Origin of the sequence: Qipengyuania sp. NPDC077410 (genome assembly GCF_044543405.1) — a bacterium.
In the GTDB taxonomy this organism is placed as follows: domain Bacteria; phylum Pseudomonadota; class Alphaproteobacteria; order Sphingomonadales; family Sphingomonadaceae; genus Qipengyuania; species Qipengyuania pacifica.
Window position 1 is genome coordinate 1,174,924 of record NZ_JBITWB010000001.1, and the last position, 18,977, is coordinate 1,193,900.

Here is an 18,977-nt window from a genome sequence, read left to right on the forward strand (position 1 = left end):
TGTTCTGGCGCGGTCGGGCCGCTACAGGGGATGACGCTCATTTTCGCGAACACCTTAGTTTCAATTGAAATTAAGTTTTCAGTTTTCCTTTTGAACCGGGTGCCTGAAATCAGGAGATGTGACCCAAGGCCTGCCGCAAATGCGCAAGGGCTTTCATCATATGATAATCGACTGTTGGCAGCGCGATGCCGAGTTCGAGATGGATCTGTTGGTAGGATTTCTTCTCGATACGGTTCATTGCAAAGATACGCGCGGTCTTCTGCGGGAGCTCCCCGAGCGCGATTTCCAGTGCTTGCCGAGCTTCACGGACGTGCACGGCATCTTCTTGAGCGGCGCGGCTTGGCGCGTCTGCGTCTTCCAGAAGGGGCTGGGTCCTGACCCGGCACTTTTGCCGCCGCGCCTCGTCCACCAGCAAATTTAACGCAATCCGCCTCAGAAAGCCCGCCGGATTGACGAGTTCCGTTAGCTGTCTGCTGGTCGCTGCACGCAGAAACACGTCCTGTGCGAGGTCGTGGGCGCGCTCGGAGCCCACGCGGCGCGCGAGATATGCGATCAGTCCAGTGCGTTCCTCACGATAAAGTCGATCGAGTGTGCGGTGGCGACCGACCGTTCGGCTTACTTTCGCAGCGCAATATACGGGGCCCACACACTGGGGAGATTGGTGCCGAATTTCGGCGGCAATTTGAGTCATGCTTCGAACTTGGAGGCGACCGCAAGCAGAGTTCGCATGGCGAACTGCTTGCGGGTTCCAGGTCTGTGCCGTCGTCCGGGGCCTGGTTTGTGCCCCTTGATCGGTTCGGCCGCCGGGCCTGCGCTGGACCGGCGTGCATGATGTCCGGCGGGAGGATCCACGCGGATGGTGCCAGAATATCAATCCGCGCGCTGTCAATCTGCCCAACATGGGAACGGCTTGCAAGAGGTAAGTAGAGCCGTTTCGGACGCGCTTGTGGCAGCGGTCATCGCCTTCTCTAAGAGCGCTCCGGTCCCGCCGAGCGCCCGATCAAATATGCCCACTATTGGGGAAGTGGATACCTTGGTCTTGGAATGTCGGCGCGATGCTGGCGCCTCTAGCGCAACCGGCGAGAAAGGAGGTGCTTCATGGCTCGACCATTTGACAGCAACGACCGGACCAGCGGATTCGACTTTTCGGATTTCGCGCAGGAATTCTTGCGCCGCAATCCCGCCTACCGGCAGCAACACGCCCGGATTGCCAGCGTAAGCGGCTTTGATGCGCAATCCCCAGCTTGCCGTCGAATGGCGCGTTCATGGGGCCTTGAATTTCCCGATCGATCCCGACCTTTCAGCTCGCAGCCATCCGGCGATCTGGCAAGCCGGAGAAAATCCCCATGTTGTAATTACAAGCGGTAGCGGCGCAGCAGTGGCGCGCGGAGCGTGCGACCTGATCGCCAAACGAACGAGCAATGCGGGAGATCATCTGATCCTCGCCGGTGGTGGCGCTCGTCACCGGCTGCTCGCTGTGGCCTCAGCCCGGTTGGGTGGAGACAATTACCTGATCCCTCAAGACCAGTGGGTTCCGATTAGGCTAGCGGCGATCGATGCATTTCATTGCTGCGTTGCTGGTTCCGCTGTGCCCAGCAAGCGATACCAGTTGCGGCCCACCGCCTATCAGTCCCATCGCCTCCGCTTGCTGCTTGCCATACTCGATACTCTGGGCCGAGTGCCTGAGGGTGCAACTCTGCGAGAGATTGCGGGAACCCTCGTTTATCGCGGATTATCGGAGCAACGCGCCATAGACTGGAAATCATCATCGCAACGCCGGCAGACCCAGCGTCTCGTCGCCGAAGCACGAAGAATGGCGTCACACGGTTATCTCGGCCTGCTTCGTCAAAGCCGCTTCTGATCTTTTCAAACGCACTGAATGTATTATGCTTTTCTTTGGGGCATGCCGCTGATTGTGTGGAGCGCCCGGATTGGAACCGGACCTTGAGGGTCGCAACTGCAACAGCCGGAAAGGGTGGAATGGAACCGTCTTGTCTGGCACCGAGCAGGCGGTCTGGTGGCGACGTGTTGGATTGCGTGCTGCCGATCGAACGGCAGGTCTATGTACGCGTATCTTGCGGAGGAATTCGCGACTGAACTTATCAATGTCCGTTCGGACACTGAACTCGATGGCGCCCTTAAACTGGTTTCGCGGCGCCTTGGCTTCGACCATTTCGCACTCAGCCTGGAGATGCGATCGACGTCGTACGACGCACCAGGACTGCTACTGCACGACTATCCCGACGAATGGGCGAAAGTCTATATCGCCTTCGACCTCGCCGGTCAGGATCCGGTACGAAGAGCCTGCGACAAGACCATCACTGGTTTTGCTTGGGACTGGTTAGACGAACTTGTCCCTCTCACACGCGGTGATCGCCAGATGCTTGGCGTCGGTCGAGAATGCGGAATCGGCAATGGCTATACCGTTCCGCGGCATTTGCCAGGGGTGGGGCGCGGTACCTGCACCTTTGCCGTCAGACCCGAGCGAGAACTTCCAAGTGGGCGCTTAGCCGTCGTGGAAATGATCGGCGCGCTTGCCTTGAGCTGTGCGCTGGGTCTGAATTCGGAAAAATCCAATAAGACGGTCCCCGCCCTGACCGACCGGCAGCGCGAGTGCCTGCTTTGGGTTGCAAGAGGGAAGACTGCCGCTGAAACAGCTATGATATTAGAAATCAGCACCGAGACCGTCATTCAGCATCTCAAGATGGCCCGCGAACGCTACCATGTCCATTGCAAACAATCGCTCGTCGTCGCGGCGCTGTTTGATGGCTTGATCGGATTTGCGGACATCATCCGCTGGCGCGATGCGGGGTAGATTAATCGGTACCAACCCAGCGCTCCCTTCGCTGTTTTCGAGGCCTCGCCATCCGGCATGCACACTCAGCGATCGCGTTAGAGGGAATGGATACGGCCCCCATCCCCAGTTCTTGGTATGTCTCCAATTGAGCGAATTTGTTGAGATGCCGCCTGTCATCAATTTTACAGGTAAACCCAATGCAACAATCAATGGGCGCAGTTCGCTCCAGTCTCGCCGACCCGGCGCTTCGTGTCATGTTCGAAGCACGCAAGCGGATCTTCGTTGACCTCCTCAAATGGGACGTGCCCATCCTTGAGGATACATACGAAATCGACCAGTTCGACACGCCCACGGCCGTCTATCTCGTCCTCACCGGTGAAAATGGCCAACATCGTGCATCCGCGCGGCTTTTGCGTTCTGACGGGCCTCACATCCTGCGCGATCTCTACCCGCAGTTGTGCGACCAACCGGTTCCGCAGGACGAGGCTTTTCGTGAGATTACCCGTTTCTGCATTGATCCCACGTTGCCACGAGCGGATCGGCGGGATGTCCGAAACCAGCTCGTTTCCGCACTCGCGGATTTTGCGCTATCGGAAGGTATCTCCGGTTATTCGGCGGTCGCCCCGATGCCCTGGTTCCGCCAGATCGCCCAATTTGGCTGGCGCTGCCAGCAGCTCGGACCGAGCGTTCTCATCGATGGGCAGCAGCTTGTCGCTCTTCGCATCGACATTGAACAGGATACCCGCGAGCAACTCGCCAACGCAGGGATCTACTGCACCAATAGTCAGCCGGAGGCCCAAGGCGGCATGGAGCTGGCAGCATGACCGGCGCGAGCGAGGCATACTGGCTCGATCGGTTGCAGGAGGATGGCTATTGCATCATTCCACAGCTGGTCGCCGAGCAACAGATCGCCGCACTCGATGCCGACCTGGAAGGTGCATTTGCGCAGGCGCCACTTAGCAAGGGAGACTTCTATGGGCATCGGACCCAACGGTTTGGAAGCCTGCTTCGCCGGTCACAAGTCACGGGCGATCTGGTCCTGCAGCCGCTAGTCCTGTCGCTCGCCCGCGCCATTCTGGGCAGCGCCTGCGACCGGATACAGCTCAATGTCGCCCAAGCTATCGCGATCCATCCCGGTGAGATAGAACAGTTTCCGCATTGCGATCAGGATATGTGGGCAGGCCGCAAGGGCGATCACGAATATCTTCTCAACGTCATCTGGCCGCTGACCGAGTTTACTTGTCTCAATGGCGCGACACGCATCTACCCCGGCACGCACAGAAAGCCTGTCGATAATCTCGAAAGCCTCGATGATCCCATAGTCGCTGAATGCAGGCCCGGCGACGCAATCTGCTTTCTTGGCTCGACCGTCCATGGGGCGGGACCAAACCAGTCCCAGGATGTCCGACGCGGTGTCGTGATCGGCTACAGTCTCGGCTGGCTCAAACCCTACGAGAATCTCTGGCTTGCATACCCGCCCGCAGTAGCAAAAGAGTTCTCGCCCGAACTCGCCGAGCTCGCCGGTTATGTGCAGCACCGCCCGAACCTGGGTAATTTCGAAGGCCAATGCCCGTCGGTTCTGCTGAGCGACAAGGTGCCCGCCTTCCCGCAGGCAACCGATAGTCTGCGTCCCGATCAGAAAGTAGCGGTTCGTGAGTTCGCCGAGACGCGCCGCAGCGCGCGATGAGTCCCGCTCACGTCCTCGAGCCTACGTACAGGCGGTTGAAAAATGCACTGCTGGAAGGGCGCTTCCCGGTCGGCGCGAAGCTCGAGGCAATGCGACTGGCTGACGATTTCGGAGTGAGCATGACGCCGGTCAGAGACAGCCTGAACCAGCTTGTTGGTGAAGGGCTGGTCGACTTCACGCCTGGCGAAGGATTTCGCGTACCGCTGCTTACCGAACAGGCCTTGCGCGACATTCTGCAAGTCAACGCCCTGCTTTTGGAGCAGGCTCCCGACAACGATCACAAATCACTGACAATCAACGAAGGATCAAACGACACGCGAGGTGCTTATGCCGACCGATTGGCGCGCGCCTTCAGAGACATCGCGGCAAGCTCAGGCAATCGGTTTCGCGTACATTTGGTCGAACGCATTAGCGACAGACTCCATCCGCTACGTGAACTCGAGCCGGTGATTTGGCCTGGCGCGCCGCATGCCCTTGAGCAAATTGAGCGAAAAGCGCAGCAAGGGTTCGATGGCTCAAACCGAGCGGTACGCGCATATCATCAACACATTGAGGATCTGGTACCCGCTCTTGTCGGACGTTTGAACCAGCAGACGCCCTAGCCCTCGCCAATATTTTAGGTCGTCTCCCCACTCTCGGACAGAACCGTCGCGAGGTGGTCATTCCAGGCATCGAGCGCCTGGCGCTTTTCGTCCTTCCAGTCGTGGCGCTGGTAGATGCCGGCGACTCCGGCGCGAGATCCGCCCACATGGTTGAGAACGGCTTCGGTGACTTCAAACCGAACGCCAAGCCGCTGGAAGTTCGTTGCGAGGGTTCGTCGTAGATCATGAAGGCGCCAGGCTTCGAGCGGCTCTTCGCAACGTTCCTCGATCAGGCTGTCGAGCTTCACCTTCCCTTTGGCGTATCCCGTAAAGCCCGCCCCGCTAGCTGTCGCGAAAACACGGCCCTTACGCGGCCACCTCTCGCCGCGAGCCTCCCGGTCGAGCTCGGCGATTGCAAGATCGTTGAGGGGAATGGAGTTAGGTTCTCCGTTCTTGGTTCGAGATCCGGGCAGGGTCCATAATCTTTCGCTGCGACTGAGCTCCTGCCAGTGCATCCCGGAGACTTCTTCACGGCGCTGTCCGGTTACGATCAGAAGCCTGACAATTGGACCAAAGCAGCGATGACATTCCGGCGCCGCATTCCAGATATGGCGGAGTTCGCCATCCTTGAGCCAGCGCTCTCGTGGCTTGACCGGAGGCGGCGTTTCCATGCCCTCCATCGGATTGCGATCGATATCTCCGCGACTGACGGCCCAGCGAAACAGGCGGCGCATAACGGCAAAGACATTTCGCCGGTTTGCCACCTGCTTGGGCGGCATCTGATCGAGAACCGAAACGACGTCGATCTTCGTAATCGCTGGCAGCGCCTTCATTCCGAATGTGGGCTTGAGGTAGAGGCGAATGGATCGCTCCACGAGGCGACGCCATCCCTCGCGTTTGCAGGAGCGAGTGAAGAGGTCAGCGTAATTCGAGAAGGCGAGGTCGACAGCTTCCCGGCGGCGCTGCTTTTCCGCATCAACCGGATCAATGCCCTGCGCAACAATCACCAACAATCGCTCAGCTTCCAAGCGTGCAGTAGTCGGTGTCCAAGGCGATCCATGTGATCCGATCGTGAAACGACGGGTCTTCGCTTCTCGTCCGCCCATTCGGAACTGGATTATGTAACTGATTGATCCAGCAGTTGTAATCTTGACGCCAAAGCCCTTGAGATCGGTGTCCCAAAGATAGTTTTCCTTTGGTCCAACCGGGAGCGAATCGACCGTGCGCTTGCTGATTTTTCCTGTTGCCATGCGATACCTCGTGGCCTTTTCTGGCAATCACCGGGTAATCACGCAAGCGGAAAAAGGGGCGAATTGGAGGCCATTCTGGCGTAAGTGATTTGCGCTAAGTCGTTGTTTTTACAACATCAGCGTAGTCTAGCGTCGCCTGAATCGAAAGTACCAGACCTCATGCCCATAGACGGTGCGGGCCTTGTGTTCGTAGCGCGTTTCGGGCCATCCTGACGGGCGGTTCTGCCAGCTGGCCGGGCCATCGACGAGCCATTCGAAGTCGTCGCCGAAGCGCCGCATGACCATCAGGGCGTGGCGCAGGTAGATGGCGTGGTCGGTGCCGAAGCGGAATTCACCGCCCGGTTTCAGCTTGTCGGCGAACATGCGGACCGGGCCATCGTTCATCATGCGGCGCTTGGCATGCTTGTTCTTGGGCCATGGATCGGGGTGCAGGAGATAGAGCATGGTCAGCGCGCCGTCGGGCACGCGGCGCAGCACTTCCAGCGCATCGCCGTGGTGGATGCGGACATTGGCGAGCGTGCGGTCGCGGACGTGGGTGAGGGCTTGGGCGACGCCGTTTACGAAGGGTTCCGCGCCGATGAATCCATGATCGGGCAGCAGATCGGCGCGTTCAGCGAGATGTTCCCCGCCGCCAAAACCGATTTCGAAATGCAGCGGGCGGTCGAAACCGAAGAGGGTTTCCGACGTCACCGGCCCTTCGTCGGGCACGGAAATCTGCGGTAGCAGGCGGTCGACCAGATCCTGCTGCGATGCGCGCAGGGGCTTGCCCTGGCTGCGCCCGTATAGCCGGTTGAGAGTGGTCGGGTCACCTTCCTTGAATGCGCTCATGGCGCGGGCGACTAACGATCCGCCCACCGTGCGTCCAGATGGTACGCCTGTCGATCATACGTTTGATCTGGCGAAAATTCCGTCTGTTCGGCAGGGTTGAACCGCCGGGCAACCGCAGTCTAGGGGCCGCGCATGCAAAGACTGCTAGACGATTACTCCGGCCTCCCGCTGTGGCTCCAGTCGCTCATCGCCCTGTGTGCGCTGGCGGTGGCGGCGCTGACGGTCAACTGGCTGCTGAAGAAGGTCCTGCTGCGCGTCGCCGCGCCCTATCTGGATGCACGGTCCGATACGGTGGACCGGTCGGCGGCGTGGCTCACCACGGTGATACCCCTGCTGCTCGTCTCGCGCGGGATCGGCCTGGTGCCGCACCTGCCGGAAGAAGTCGTGAACGTGACGGTCAACATCGCGCGTACGATGATCGTCCTGTCGATCGCCATGGCGATCGGCGGTGCTCTGGATTACGCGAACGAGCTTTATTCCCGCCGGCCGGAATCGCGCAGTCGCCCGATCAAGGGATATGTGCAGGTCGTGAAGATCGCCATCTACTTCGGGGCGGCGATCCTGATGATCGCGGTGCTGATCGAGCAATCGCCGCTGCTGCTGCTATCGGGCCTCGGCGCGATGGCAGCGGTGTTGATGCTGGTGTTCAAGGACACGATCCTGAGCCTGGTGGCGAGCGTCCAGTTGAGCAGCAACGACATGCTGCGGGTCGGCGACTGGATCGAAATGCCCGGCATGAACGCGGATGGCGACGTGGTCGATATCGCCCTGCACACGGTGAAGATCCGCAATTTCGACAAGACCATCACGACGATCCCGACGCACAGGCTCATCGCGGACAGCTTTCGCAACTGGCGCGGGATGAACGAGAGCGGCGGGCGGCGCATCAAGCGCGCGCTGGTCGTCGACCAGAATTCGATCCGCTTCCTGGACGACAAGGAAACCGACGATCTCAAGCGCTTCAGGCTGCTGGACGATTACCTGGCGCGCAAGCAGGAGGAGATTGCCGAATGGAACCGGCATGAACTGTCCAGCGATTGCGATACGATCAATGCGCGCCGGATCACCAATATCGGCACGTTGCGCGCCTATGTGATCGCCTATCTCAAGAGCCATCCGCGCATTGCGGGGGCAGGGTTCACGCTGATGGTGCGCCAGCTACCGCCGGGGCCGCAGGGCCTGCCGCTGGAAATCTACTGCTTCACCGACACGGTGGAGTGGCCACAATACGAAGCGATCCAGGCCGACATCTTCGATCATATGCTGGCCATCCTGCCCGAGTTCGGCCTGCGTATCTTCCAGCATCCGAGCGGGCAGGACTTTGCGCAGCTTGCGATCAGGGCCGAATAGGAAACGCCCCGGAAGCGCGATGGCTGTCCGGGGCGGCTCATGATCCCGTCAAAGGGATATGCAGTGTCAGGCGGCTTCCGCCTCTTCGTTCGGGTCGCGCAGCACATAGCCGCGGCCCCATACGGTCTCGATGTAATTTTCGCCGCCGCAGGCATGGCTGAGCTTCTTGCGCAGCTTGCAGATGAAGACGTCGATGATCTTGAGTTCAGGTTCGTCCATGCCGCCATAAAGGTGGTTGAGGAACATTTCCTTGGTCAGCGTGGTGCCCTTGCGGAGCGAAAGCAGCTCCAGCATGGCGTATTCCTTGCCGGTGAGGTGAACGCGGGCGCCATCGACTTCGACGGTCTTGGCGTCGAGGTTGACGGCCAGCTTGCCGGTACGGATGACCGACTGGCTGTGTCCCTTGGAGCGGCGCACCACGGCGTGAATGCGGGCGACCAGTTCTTCGCGGTGGAAGGGCTTGGTCACGTAATCGTCGGCACCGAAGCCGAACGAGCGGATCTTGCTGTCCATTTCGGCAATGCCGGAAAGGATCAGGACCGGCGTCTGCACCTTGGCGACGCGGAGTTTCTTGAGCACGTCGTAACCGTGCATGTCGGGCAGGTTCAGATCGAGCAGGATGATGTCGTAATCATACAGCTTGCCGAGATCCAAGCCTTCTTCGCCGAGGTCGGTCGAGTAGACATTGAAGCCTTCGGTCGTGAGCATGAGCTCGATGGCCTTGGCCGTTGTCGGCTCGTCTTCGATCAGCAGTACACGCATTGGGATGTCCCCCGTTGGTTCCCTAGTGTCCGTCGGTAACACCCATAGAGGTGTTGTCCTGTATTAACCACATTTGGTCTGAAGGAAAAAGGTTAACGCGAAGTAAAGTGCGTTAACTTTTTTCCCTGTGGCAGACAGGTGTCAGAGCGCAGCCAGCTTCTTCTGCCGCCGCCGTTGCGCGCTGGACCCGATCCCGATCGCCTCGCGATATTTGGCGACCGTACGCCGTGCGAGATCGTAGCCTTCCTGCTTGAGAAGCCCGGCCAGAGCCTCGTCCGAGAGGACTTTCTTGGGATCTTCGGCATCGCACAGGGCGCGGATGCGCGCCTTGATCGCTTCGGCCGAGGCGCCTTCGCCATCGGCCGCGGCGACGCCGCTGGAGAAGAAATATTTCAGTTCGAACGTGCCGCGCGGGCAGGACAGATATTTGTTGCTGGTAACGCGGCTGACGGTCGATTCGTGCATTTCGATCTTCTCGGCCACTTCGCGCAAGGTGAGCGGGCGCATCGCCGTCACCCCTTCGCGGAAGAATCGTTCCTGCCGTTTCACGATTTCGGCCGACGTCTTGAGAATCGTCTTCTGCCGCTGGTCGAGCGCGCGGATAAGCCAGTCGGCTTCGCCGAGCTGTTCGTTGAGCCAGCTTTGCGAAGCCTTGTCGCGCGCCCCGCCTTTCAGTTCGAGATAGTATTCGCGGTTAACCACGAGCCGGGGGAGGCTGGCTTCATTGAGGCGGATGTCCCACCCATCGGCGCTGGGCGTAACCAGTACGTCGGGCACCACCGCGCCTTCATCGCCGCCCGCATGGGCGAGACCGGGCTTGGGATCGTAACTGCGCAATTCGGCAAGCATGTCGGCGAAGTCTTCATCGTCGACTTCGCACATGCGTTTGAGCCGTCCGATGTCGCCGGCTGCAACCAAGTGGAGATTGTCGATCAGCCGCGCCATGCACGGATCGTAGCGATCGGCCTCGCGCGCCTGCAGCGCCAGGCATTCCGCCAGCGACCGCGCGCCCACGCCGGTGGGATCGAGCGACTGGACGGTGGCCAGCGCCCGTTCGGCCTCTGCCAGCGGGATGCCCAGTTCATCGGCCACCTGCCGCAGATCGGTCAGCAGATAGCCGGCCTCGTCGAGTTCGCCGATAATCCGCAGGGCGATGAGCGCCTCGCGTTCGTCATGGGCGACGAGGCCGATCTGGCTGGCAAGGTGGTCCGACAGGGTCGGGCTGCCGGAAGACCGGTTTTCCAGATCCGGCAGTTCGGCACCGCTGGCGATGTCCCCGCGGCTCCAGTCGCCGCCTTCGCCGTGAATGAAATCGCCCGGTGCAGCTTCTGGATCGAGCGCATGGTCGGCGACATCGAGCGCGCCCTCGCCGCCGAAATCGGGCGCGCTGTCATGCTCCGACGGTTCGGCAGGCGAATCCTCGCCCGCTTCGCGCCGGACTTCGCCCATTTCGAGGAGCGGGTTCGATTCGAGCGCTTCGGCAACGAAGGTTTCGATTTCGAGATTGGACAGCGCCAGCAGCTTGATCGCCTGCTGGAGCTGGGGCGTCATCACCAGCGACTGGGTTTGCCGGATATCGAGGCGCGGCCCCAGCGCCATGAGCTAGATCCTCGCGATAGCGGGCATCACAGGGTGAAGCTCTCGCCCAGATAGAGGCGGCGGACGTTTTCATCCGCCACCAAGGCTTCCGGCGTGCCGGCAAAGAGCACCTGACCGCCATAGATGATGCAGGCCCGGTCCACGATCTCCAGCGTTTCGCGGACGTTGTGATCGGTGATCAGAACGCCGATCCCGCGAGTCTTGAGATCTTTGACCAGGTCGCGAATGTCGCTGATGGACAGCGGGTCGATCCCGGCGAACGGTTCGTCCAGCAGCATGATCGATGGTTTGGCCGCCAGTGCGCGGGCGATTTCGGCGCGGCGCCGTTCACCGCCCGAAAGCGCCATGGCGGGGCTGGAGCGCAGGCGGGTAAGGCCGAATTCGTCCAGCAGCCGTTCCAGTTCCTGCGTGCGCGTGTCGGCATCGGGTTCGACCATCTCGAGCACGCAATTGATGTTCTGTTCGACCGTCATCCCGCGAAAGATGCTGGTTTCCTGCGGCAGATAGCCGAGGCCCAGAATGGCGCGGCGATACATGGGGAGATTGGTCACATCTTCCCCATCCATCAGGATGCGGCCCGCATCGGGACGCACGAGGCCCATGATGGAATAGAAACAGGTGGTCTTGCCGGCCCCGTTAGGGCCGAGCAGGCCGAGGACTTCGCCCTTGCCCACCGAGAGCGAGATATCCGTCAGGACGGCGCGATTGTCATAGCTCTTGGCTATGGAAATGACTTCCAGTCCCCCCTGCGGGATGGGAGGGGCGGCTTCGTGGACCGCGTCGTTGTCAGGGCTCATCTCTACATCCGCCATGGGCGCGACATAGCACGCGTTCCAGCCATGAGAACCCCGCATGCGGCCCTTTTCGACCAACTGGCAGGATTCGTGCATGGACGATGTGCCGCACCATATATGGACAAGTGGAGCATGCGTGCGCACGATTGCTTGCCAGGGTGCGGCATTTTTGAAACAATGCGATTCGAGAAGGGGTAGAGAGGAACAGTGCAATGAGCAAAGCGCTCTATGAAAAGGACATCGCAAGCGGGCACCGGACAAGCAGGGCGCGCGACTGGCGACGATCCATGAGCGACAATGTCGCATTCGCACTGCTGGTCTATACCGGCCTACAGATATTCATGACAGTCAATGCGATGAAGGACGGCGTTTCTTCCATCGTCCCCTATCTCGCGCTCGTCATTCTGGTGGGCGGCATCATTCCTGCCTGCCGCTGGTTCGAGCGGCGCTGGTCGGGACTGTCCGACGCCAGGGCGGCCGACCCGGACATGAAGCCGGCCTTCCGGCGCGACCAGATCATGCTCTGGCTGCTGGCCATCGGCCTGCCTGTCGTACTGACGATGTTCTTCAAGCTGCTCTTCTCCTGATCCATTCACCGGTTGTCAGCGGGAAGGGCGCGCCCTACCTCGCGCGGATGATTGCACACTTCCGGCTGAAGCCATGATCGGGCCCGACACCGCGCTGGCCCGCTGCCAGGACCTGATCCAACTGGCCCGCAAGATGGGCGCGGACGAGGCCGATGCCGTCGCCCGCGCATCCGCTTCCGAAAGTGTCGGCGTGCGCCTCGGTGCCCTGGAGGACGTCGAGCGATCGGAAAGCGAAGAGATCGGCCTGCGCGTGTTCGTCGGGCGGCGATCGGCATCGATCAGCACCAGCGATTTTGCGCCCGAAGGGTTGAAACTACTTGCGGAGCGCGCGGTTGAAATGGCGCGGCTGGCACCGGAAGATCCCTATGGCGGGCTGGCCCCGGCCGATGCGCTGTTCAGCGGCGATGGCGTCGATCTGGATCTGCACGACGGGGTCGACCCGTCGCCGGAAGAATTGCGCGAAGCCGCGCTGGCCGCCGAAGATGCGGCGCGCGGCGTTGCCGGGGTCACCAATTCCAACGGTGGCAGTGCATCGGCATCCCGGTCGGTCTTCGCACTTGCGGCGACCAACGGTTTTGCCCGCGGATATTCCGGCGGATCGCACACGTTTTCCGCCAGCGTCGTGGCAGGCGAAGGCGCCGACAAGCAGACCGATTATGCCTATCGTACGCAGCGCCACCGCAGCGATCTGCCCGACCCGGCCGGTATCGGACAGGAAGCGGGCGAGCGCGCGGTGCGCAAGGTGCGCCCGGTGTCGATCCAATCGGGCAAGATGCCCGTGGTGTTCGACCCGCGCGTGGGTGGCGGCATCATCGGCCACCTGCTCGGCGCGATGTCCGCGCCCTCCATCGCGCGCAAGGCGAGCTTCCTGATCGGACGGGAAGACGAGCAGCTTTTCGACAGCGCGATCCGGATCGCCGAAGATCCGCAGCGCCTGCGGGGCCTGCGGTCGCGCAATTACGACGGGGAGGGCGTGGCCAGCGTGCCGCGCGATCTGGTGTCGAACGGCCGTATCTTCGGCTGGCTGACCAATGTCGCCAGCGCCGCGCAGCTCGACCTCAGCCTGACCGGCCATGCCAGCAGGGGCGGGGGCGGATCGCCGGGCGTGGCGGCGGGCAATATCTATCTGGCCGCAGGCGAAGCGAGCGTTGCCGAACTGATCGCCGATATCGAGGATGGCCTGTTCGTCACCGACCTGTTCGGTCAGGGCGTCAATCTGGTGACCGGCGATTACAGCCGCGGTGCGAGCGGGCTGCGCATCCGCAATGGCGAACTGGCCGAACCCGTGGCCGAAATCACCATCGCCGGGACGCTGCCGGAAATGTTCCGCGCACTCGTACCGGCGAGCGATCTGGAACTGGTGCGCGGGCTGGATGTGCCGACCTTCCGCATCGACGGCATGTTCGTGGCGGGCCAGTGATACGGCTGTTCGCCCTACTGGCCCTGCTGCTGGCAGTGCCGGCGGCGGCCCAGCTCGAGGCGCCGTCCGATCCGGTTGCAACGCCGACCCCGGAGCAGACGATCGCAGCGACGCGCGATGCCGGCGACGACGAGCGAATCGCAGAGCGGATCTCCGGCATTTTCTCCGAGCTGCCCGCCTTTCGCGGTGTGGACATCATGGTGCGGGAAGGCGTGGTTTCGCTGTCCGGCACGGTCCCCAAGCCGGAAGACGTGAGCCGCGCCGAAGCCATCGCCAGCCGGGTATCGGGGGTGGTGACGGTCGAGAACGGGCTGGAGCGCGATCTGTCGCTGTCGGCGGGGAGTGCGGGGATTTCCAATCTGGCCGACCGCTGGAACGGCTTCCTCAGAATGCTGCCGCTGATTGCCGCCGCGCTGGCCGTGTGGGCGATCATCGCCCTGTTCGGCTATCTCCTGGCGGGGCTGGGGCGCGTGTGGCACCGCATCGCTCCCAACAGTTTCCTGGCAGAACTGATCTCCAGCGCGATCCGTTTCGTATTCGTGGTGCTGGGGCTGGTCATCGCGCTCGACATCATCGGGGCGACGGCGCTGCTGGGCGCGGTTCTGGGCGGAGCAGGGCTGATCGGTATCGCGCTGGGATTTGCGATGCGCGACACGATCGAAAACTACGTCGCATCGCTGATGCTGTCGCTGCGGCAGCCCTTTCGCGCGAACGATCATGTGGTGATCGACGATCTCGAAGGGCGGGTCATTCGCCTGACGAGCCGCGCGACCGTGCTGATGACGCTGGACGGCAATCAGCTGCGCATTCCCAACGGGCAGGTCTTCAAGGCGGTCATCCTCAATTACACCCGCAACCCGCAGCGCCGGTTCGATTTCGATCTGGGCGTGGATGCGGACGACGATGCAACGGCGGCGCTGAAGCTGGGGCGCGATACGCTGGCGGGCCTGCCCTTCGTGCTTGCCGAGCCGCCGCCCGAAGCGCGGATCGAAGAAGTCGGCGATTCCAATATCGTGCTGAAATTCCTTGGCTGGATCGATCAGGGCGAGGCGGACTTCTTCAAGGCGCGAACGCGCGCGATCGCGACGCTCAAGGTGGCGCTGGAAGAAGCGGGCTTTGCCTTGCCGGAACCGATCTATCGCCTGCGCTTCGATGCGCGTTCGGCCACCATCCCGATGATGCCTGCAGGCGAATCAGGCAAGGTCGCGACCAGCGCGGCCAAGCCCCCGAAGCCTTCGCTCGAAACGATTGCCGAGGCGGAGGACATCCGGCCCGCAAACGAAATCGGCGAGATGGTGGAACAGGAGCGAAGGCGCGGCGGGAGCGAGCAGGAAAAGGACCTGCTCGACCACTCGCGCCCCGTCGAATAGCGCCTAGTTCGAGCTGTTGTAGCGCTCGACGCTTTCCAGAATGATGCGCTTGGCTTCGGCCGCATCGCCCCAATTGCCGATCCGCACCCACTTTTCCTTTTCCAGGTCCTTGTAGTGGGTGAAGAAGTGCTCGATCTGCTGGAAGATGATGCTCGGCAGATCCTTGGTTTCGGCGACATCCGAATAATAGGGGAAGGTCGTGTCGATCGGCACGCAGACGAGCTTTTCGTCGCCGCCATGTTCATCCTCGAGATTGAGCACGCCGATCGGACGGGCCCGCACCACGCAGCCGGGAATGAAGGGGCTGCGCGAAATGACCAGCGCGTCGAGCGGGTCGCCATCGGGCGAAAGCGTGTGCGGCACGAAGCCGTAGTTCGCAGGATAGCGCATCGGCGTGTGCAGGATGCGGTCGACGAACAGGGCGCCCGATTCCTTGTCGAATTCGTACTTTACCGGTTCGCCGCCGGTCGGGACCTCGATAATGACGTTGAGGCTTTCGGGCGGATTGTCGCCGGTCGGAATCATTTCGATGCGCATTGCAGCTAATCTCTCGTTGTGGTCGGCCCCTCTCCCCAGAAAGACTTCGCGCCGCGCCTTATCGTCCGTCCGCCCGGCTAGCAACCCGCCTTGCTGCCTATTTTGTGCGCGCTGCCAGAAGCCGATCGAGACCCTGGGTGCCGCCCGACACGGGTTCGATCCACGGATAGCGCAGGCCGCCGTGATAGGGGATTTCGAGCGTATCGAAGCGATCGCCCCGCTTGACCAGCAAGGTGATCGGTTCGCTGCCGTCCTTGGCCGCGGTGACCGCATCGCGGATGACGTCCTTGGAATATGCCTCGCCGTTGACCGCCACGATCCTGGCACCGTTGACGATCCCGGCATCGAATGCAGGCCCGTCCCACAAGGTGGAGGAAACCTCGCCATCGCCGTCGAGAATGACGCCGAGCGAATAGAACAGGTCGAGCGACTTGCCGTTGGCGCTGCGCCCCTCGGCGTAAGGGTTCTGCGTATCCTTCCAGACCAGGCGGTAACCGGCCTTTTCCAGGCCGCGCACGGGGGCCGGCTGGTCGGGCTGGCGCAGCCGCGTATCGAGGAATTCGGCCCAGTCGTAGGGATAGACCGAATTCAACGTCTCGACGATCTCGTCGAAATCATAGGTCGACACGCCCCAGTCGCCATCGCTCTTGCCGAAGAACGCCTTGGCGAAGTCGTCGAGACCCTTGCGCCCCCTGGTGCCTTCGCGGATGATCTGGTCTGCTTCCAGCCAGGTGAGCGCGCCTTCGACATAATAGTCCTCGCTACGCTGGAGGGAGCTGTAGGGCAGGGGACGCCGCGAATTGGTGATCGGGTCGTAAGTCGTATCCTCGACACTGCGCCAGGCACGGCCGGGCTGGCCTTCGGAATAATTGGCCACGGCATTGGCGAACATGCCCAGCACCGTGTCCTTTTCCTGCAGACCCGAACGAGCCGCCAGCACCCAACCCCAGAACTGGGTCTGGCCTTCGTACACCCACATCAGCGAGTTCTGCATCGGGGTGCGATAGTCGGGCGTCCACAGGCCCTCTGGCCGGCGGAACTTGCCGTTCCAACTGTGAACCAGTTCGTGGCTGACGACGTTGCGGGCCCAATCCATCTTTTCCCAGTCGATCAGCGCTTCCGGCTCGTACTGGTTTTCGCTGGACCGGTGATGCTCCAGCCCGATCCCGCCCATGCGATCGGTCATCGCCAGCAGGAAATTGTAGTGATCGAAATGGCGCGCGCCGAAAACCGCATCCGCCTCGTCGATCAGCTTTTCGAAGGTGCGCAGGTTTTCAGGTGCAAGTTCGAGATATTTGGGCGCATCGGCCACTGCATCGAGCGTGACTTCGGGATCGAGCGACCATTGCTTCGCGTAACGGCCCGCGAAGATCGGCGAATCGACCAGCGTTTCGTAGTCGACCGTTTCCCAGGTCACCGTGTCGCCGCTGCGCGCCTTGCCATCGAGCGCGGTGAACACTTCCCAACCCTGCGGAACGGTGACCGTAGGCTTGAACGCGATGCGGCGCGTGTAATGGCCTTCGGGGTAGAGGCTCATCGCTTCCCACTGAAGGTTGAGCATTTCCTGCGTCATGGTGATCCGTCCCTCGCGGCCGGTGACGGGCGAGGTGTGCATGAACTGCGCTGTTACTTCCGTGACACCTTCCGGCACGTCGACCACGAAGCGGAATACGTCGAGCGGATCGCGTTTCCATTCGAGTGGCTGGCCGTTGGCGCTGAAGCGGATGTTCGACAGCAGGTTGATCTGCCCGCGAGCGGAATGTTTCCCCGGCAGCCATTCGGGAAGCAGGAGGGCCAGTTCGCGCATTCCGGCAGGCACCGGGATAGTCTCGGTAACCGAATAGACCGCACGGCGGGTATCGGTGGCATCGATATCAAGTCCGATCGTTCCACCGGGCCACGGCGTATCCTGGGGCAGTGGAGTCGCATCGCCAAGTTGCGGCGCGATCGGCGCGGAGTTGGTATCCGGCTGGGCCTGGAGCGGGCTAGAGACGAGCAGGGCAGCGACGAGCGTAACGGGAACGGTGGTGATTTTCATGGCGGTGTTGATGCTTGGGTGGCCCGCGGAAGGCAAGGGCGCCCTCGACCAGCGGCACGCTTGGCTCCACCGACGTGCAGAAGGGCGGCGGCGTGCCGACCGCTTGCTGCCGAGGCCCAACGCACCTAAAGCGCGCGCCATGAGCAAGACCCCGCAAGCCATCCGTGGCACCCAGGATATTTTCGGCGCCGACGCCGAGGCTTTCGCCTTCGTGGTCGAAACCTTCGAACGTGTGCGCAAGCTCTATCGCTTCCGTCGTGCCGAAATGCCGGTGTTCGAGAAGACCGAGGTATTCAGCCGGGCGATCGGCGAGACGACCGATGTGGTTTCGAAGGAAATGTACAGCTTCGACGATCGCGGCGGCGAGAGCCTGACCCTGCGTCCCGAATTTACCGCCGGGATTGCTCGCGCATTTCTGTCGAACGGCTGGCAGCAGCATGCCCCGGTCAAGCTGGCGACGCATGGGCCGCTGTTCCGTTACGAGCGCCCGCAGAAGGGGCGCTATCGCCAGTTCCACCAGATCGACGCCGAAATCATCGGTGCGGGGGAACCACAAGCAGATGTCGAGCTGCTGACCATGGCCGATCATTTGCTGAAGGAACTGGGCATCGAGGGCGTGACGTTGCACCTCAACACGCTGGGCGATGGCGACAGCCGCGAGGCATGGCGCGCCGCGCTGGTCGAGCACTTCCGCGAAGTGAAAGACGAATTGTCCGAAGATTCGCAGGAGCGGCTGGAGAAGAATCCGCTACGCATTCTCGACAGCAAGGATCGCCGCGATCAGCGCTTCGTTGCCGATGCGCCGAAGATCGACGATTTCCTGACGGACGAAGCGAAAGCCTTCTTCGATGCAGTGACCAGCGGCCTCGATGCCGCGGGCGTTAAGTGGACACGCGCGGAAAGCTTGGTGCGCGGGCTCGACTATTACCGCCACACGGCGTTCGAATTCATCCCTGACGAGGGCAGCGAAGCGGCAGGCAAACTCGGGAGCCAGAGCACGATTCTCGGCGGCGGACGCTATGACGGGCTGATGGAAAGCCTTGGCGGTGCGGCTACGCCCGCGGTCGGTTGGGCTGCGGGGATCGAACGGTTGGCGATGCTGGTGGGCGACAAGGTCGAGCCGAAAGCGGATGTGGTTGTGGTGGTCGAAAACGACGAACTTACGAACCGCGCCATCACGGCTATTGGCAAGATCAGGGCCGCAGGGCACTCTGCCGATCTCATGGCATCGGGCAGTGCGCGCAAGCGGTTCGACAAGGCGGTCAAGGCCGGCGCGGAAACTATCGTTGCCTTCGACCTGCGCGATGGCGCGGAAAACATGCGGATCAAGGCCGACGACGAAGCACGCGTAGCAATCGAGAAGATCCTCGGCTGACC

General features: G+C 61.7%; 18 protein-coding genes and 1 pseudogene. 11 read left to right on the top strand and 8 right to left on the bottom strand.

Translation table 11 applies throughout. From position 1 onward, the window contains the following. Positions 1–109: 109 nt before the first annotated feature. Positions 110–691: a sigma-70 family RNA polymerase sigma factor gene (locus ACIGGE_RS05840; protein WP_216082371.1), complete on the bottom strand. Its 582-nt coding sequence runs from the start codon at positions 689–691 to the stop codon at positions 110–112. Positions 692–1,098: 407 nt separating this feature from the next. On the opposite strand from ACIGGE_RS05840, the pseudogene ACIGGE_RS05845 reads away from it, so the two are divergent. From ACIGGE_RS05845 to ACIGGE_RS05870, 6 genes and pseudogenes are all read left to right on the top strand, one after another. Further along, positions 1,099–1,224 (top strand): annotated as a pseudogene (locus ACIGGE_RS05845) (transcriptional regulator domain-containing protein); the annotation flags it as partial. 4 nt (positions 1,225–1,228) lie between these two features. After that, positions 1,229–1,861 (top strand): DUF2285 domain-containing protein, encoded by a 633-nt coding sequence (locus tag ACIGGE_RS05850; RefSeq protein WP_082834723.1) that lies wholly within the window; start codon positions 1,229–1,231, stop codon positions 1,859–1,861. Between the two features lie 201 nt (positions 1,862–2,062). Further along, on the top strand, positions 2,063–2,815 hold the full coding sequence (locus ACIGGE_RS05855; RefSeq protein WP_067674510.1) for a LuxR family transcriptional regulator: 753 nt from the start codon (positions 2,063–2,065) through the stop codon (positions 2,813–2,815). A gap of 191 nt (positions 2,816–3,006) precedes the next feature. Next, on the top strand, positions 3,007–3,621 hold the full coding sequence (locus tag ACIGGE_RS05860) for an acyl-homoserine-lactone synthase (RefSeq protein WP_067674508.1): 615 nt from the start codon (positions 3,007–3,009) through the stop codon (positions 3,619–3,621). After that, the gene (locus ACIGGE_RS05865) at positions 3,618–4,484 is read left to right on the top strand and encodes a phytanoyl-CoA dioxygenase family protein (RefSeq protein WP_067674506.1); all 867 of its coding nucleotides are present in this window, start codon (positions 3,618–3,620) and stop codon (positions 4,482–4,484) included. The genes ACIGGE_RS05860 and ACIGGE_RS05865 overlap by 4 nt, the downstream gene beginning before the upstream one ends. Before the next feature lie 35 nt (positions 4,485–4,519). Continuing rightward, complete coding sequence (locus tag ACIGGE_RS05870; protein WP_397489671.1) at positions 4,520–5,086, top strand: GntR family transcriptional regulator; 567 nt, start codon at positions 4,520–4,522, stop codon at positions 5,084–5,086. A gap of 14 nt (positions 5,087–5,100) precedes the next feature. Here the strand turns inward: ACIGGE_RS05870 and ACIGGE_RS05875 are convergent, their stop codons facing one another. Both ACIGGE_RS05875 and ACIGGE_RS05880 read right to left on the bottom strand, forming a co-directional pair. Continuing rightward, positions 5,101–6,315 (bottom strand): site-specific integrase, encoded by a 1,215-nt coding sequence (locus ACIGGE_RS05875; protein ID WP_029140603.1) that lies wholly within the window; start codon positions 6,313–6,315, stop codon positions 5,101–5,103. Positions 6,316–6,441: 126 nt separating this feature from the next. Beyond that, a complete protein-coding gene (locus ACIGGE_RS05880; RefSeq protein WP_397489672.1) occupies positions 6,442–7,143 on the bottom strand; it encodes a tRNA (guanine(46)-N(7))-methyltransferase TrmB in 702 nt (233 codons plus the stop codon). A 132-nt stretch (positions 7,144–7,275) separates the two neighbouring features. Between ACIGGE_RS05880 and ACIGGE_RS05885 the strand changes: the two genes are divergently transcribed. Continuing rightward, a complete protein-coding gene (locus ACIGGE_RS05885; RefSeq protein WP_397489673.1) occupies positions 7,276–8,493 on the top strand; it encodes a mechanosensitive ion channel family protein in 1,218 nt (405 codons plus the stop codon). A gap of 66 nt (positions 8,494–8,559) precedes the next feature. On the opposite strand, the gene ctrA is transcribed toward ACIGGE_RS05885, so the two are convergent. The 3 genes from ctrA to lptB form a co-directional block, all read right to left on the bottom strand. Next, entirely contained in the window at positions 8,560–9,255 is a 696-nt protein-coding gene (ctrA, locus tag ACIGGE_RS05890) for a response regulator transcription factor CtrA (RefSeq protein WP_050601718.1), read from the bottom strand. A 141-nt stretch (positions 9,256–9,396) separates the two neighbouring features. Next, complete coding sequence (gene rpoN / locus ACIGGE_RS05895; RefSeq protein WP_103022986.1) at positions 9,397–10,854, bottom strand: RNA polymerase factor sigma-54; 1,458 nt, start codon at positions 10,852–10,854, stop codon at positions 9,397–9,399. 26 nt (positions 10,855–10,880) lie between these two features. After that, entirely contained in the window at positions 10,881–11,651 is a 771-nt protein-coding gene (gene lptB / locus ACIGGE_RS05900; protein WP_234003092.1) for an LPS export ABC transporter ATP-binding protein, read from the bottom strand. A gap of 209 nt (positions 11,652–11,860) precedes the next feature. Here lptB and ACIGGE_RS05905 point away from each other — a divergent pair, with 209 nt between their 5' ends. From ACIGGE_RS05905 to ACIGGE_RS05915, 3 genes are all read left to right on the top strand, one after another. Further along, positions 11,861–12,235: a hypothetical protein gene (locus ACIGGE_RS05905; RefSeq protein WP_103022987.1), complete on the top strand. Its 375-nt coding sequence runs from the start codon at positions 11,861–11,863 to the stop codon at positions 12,233–12,235. Between the two features lie 73 nt (positions 12,236–12,308). Further along, positions 12,309–13,655, top strand: coding sequence for a TldD/PmbA family protein (locus ACIGGE_RS05910; protein ID WP_397489674.1), 1,347 nt, complete (start codon positions 12,309–12,311; stop codon positions 13,653–13,655). Next, positions 13,652–15,025, top strand: a complete 1,374-nt coding sequence (locus tag ACIGGE_RS05915) for a mechanosensitive ion channel domain-containing protein (RefSeq protein ID WP_397489675.1) — start codon at positions 13,652–13,654, stop codon at positions 15,023–15,025. The genes ACIGGE_RS05910 and ACIGGE_RS05915 overlap by 4 nt, the downstream gene beginning before the upstream one ends. 3 nt (positions 15,026–15,028) lie before the next feature. On the opposite strand, the gene ppa is transcribed toward ACIGGE_RS05915, so the two are convergent. Next, positions 15,029–15,562 (bottom strand): inorganic diphosphatase, encoded by a 534-nt coding sequence (gene ppa / locus ACIGGE_RS05920; protein ID WP_103022989.1) that lies wholly within the window; start codon positions 15,560–15,562, stop codon positions 15,029–15,031. Between the two features lie 97 nt (positions 15,563–15,659). Beyond that, entirely contained in the window at positions 15,660–17,600 is a 1,941-nt protein-coding gene (locus ACIGGE_RS05925) for a M61 family metallopeptidase (RefSeq protein ID WP_397489676.1), read from the bottom strand. 139 nt (positions 17,601–17,739) lie between these two features. Between ACIGGE_RS05925 and hisS the strand changes: the two genes are divergently transcribed. Beyond that, positions 17,740–18,975, top strand: a complete 1,236-nt coding sequence (gene hisS / locus ACIGGE_RS05930; RefSeq protein ID WP_375246261.1) for a histidine--tRNA ligase — start codon at positions 17,740–17,742, stop codon at positions 18,973–18,975. Positions 18,976–18,977: the final 2 nt, after the last annotated feature.

Coding starts and splice junctions, on each gene's coding strand:
- ACIGGE_RS05860 (WP_067674508.1), top strand. CDS start 3,007: ATGGGCGCAGTTCGCTCCAGTCTCGCCGACCCGGCGCTTCGTGTCATG.
- ACIGGE_RS05875 (WP_029140603.1), bottom strand. CDS start 6,315: ATGGCAACAGGAAAAATCAGCAAGCGCACGGTCGATTCGCTCCCGGTT.
- ACIGGE_RS05850 (WP_082834723.1), top strand. CDS start 1,229: ATGCGCAATCCCCAGCTTGCCGTCGAATGGCGCGTTCATGGGGCCTTG.
- ACIGGE_RS05905 (WP_103022987.1), top strand. CDS start 11,861: ATGAGCAAAGCGCTCTATGAAAAGGACATCGCAAGCGGGCACCGGACA.
- lptB (WP_234003092.1), bottom strand. CDS start 11,651: ATGAGCCCTGACAACGACGCGGTCCACGAAGCCGCCCCTCCCATCCCG.
- ACIGGE_RS05910 (WP_397489674.1), top strand. CDS start 12,309: ATGATCGGGCCCGACACCGCGCTGGCCCGCTGCCAGGACCTGATCCAA.
- ACIGGE_RS05880 (WP_397489672.1), bottom strand. CDS start 7,143: ATGAGCGCATTCAAGGAAGGTGACCCGACCACTCTCAACCGGCTATAC.
- ACIGGE_RS05925 (WP_397489676.1), bottom strand. CDS start 17,600: ATGAAAATCACCACCGTTCCCGTTACGCTCGTCGCTGCCCTGCTCGTC.
- ACIGGE_RS05840 (WP_216082371.1), bottom strand. CDS start 691: ATGACTCAAATTGCCGCCGAAATTCGGCACCAATCTCCCCAGTGTGTG.
- ctrA (WP_050601718.1), bottom strand. CDS start 9,255: ATGCGTGTACTGCTGATCGAAGACGAGCCGACAACGGCCAAGGCCATC.
- ACIGGE_RS05865 (WP_067674506.1), top strand. CDS start 3,618: ATGACCGGCGCGAGCGAGGCATACTGGCTCGATCGGTTGCAGGAGGAT.
- ACIGGE_RS05885 (WP_397489673.1), top strand. CDS start 7,276: ATGCAAAGACTGCTAGACGATTACTCCGGCCTCCCGCTGTGGCTCCAG.
- ppa (WP_103022989.1), bottom strand. CDS start 15,562: ATGCGCATCGAAATGATTCCGACCGGCGACAATCCGCCCGAAAGCCTC.
- rpoN (WP_103022986.1), bottom strand. CDS start 10,854: ATGGCGCTGGGGCCGCGCCTCGATATCCGGCAAACCCAGTCGCTGGTG.
- ACIGGE_RS05855 (WP_067674510.1), top strand. CDS start 2,063: ATGTACGCGTATCTTGCGGAGGAATTCGCGACTGAACTTATCAATGTC.
- hisS (WP_375246261.1), top strand. CDS start 17,740: ATGAGCAAGACCCCGCAAGCCATCCGTGGCACCCAGGATATTTTCGGC.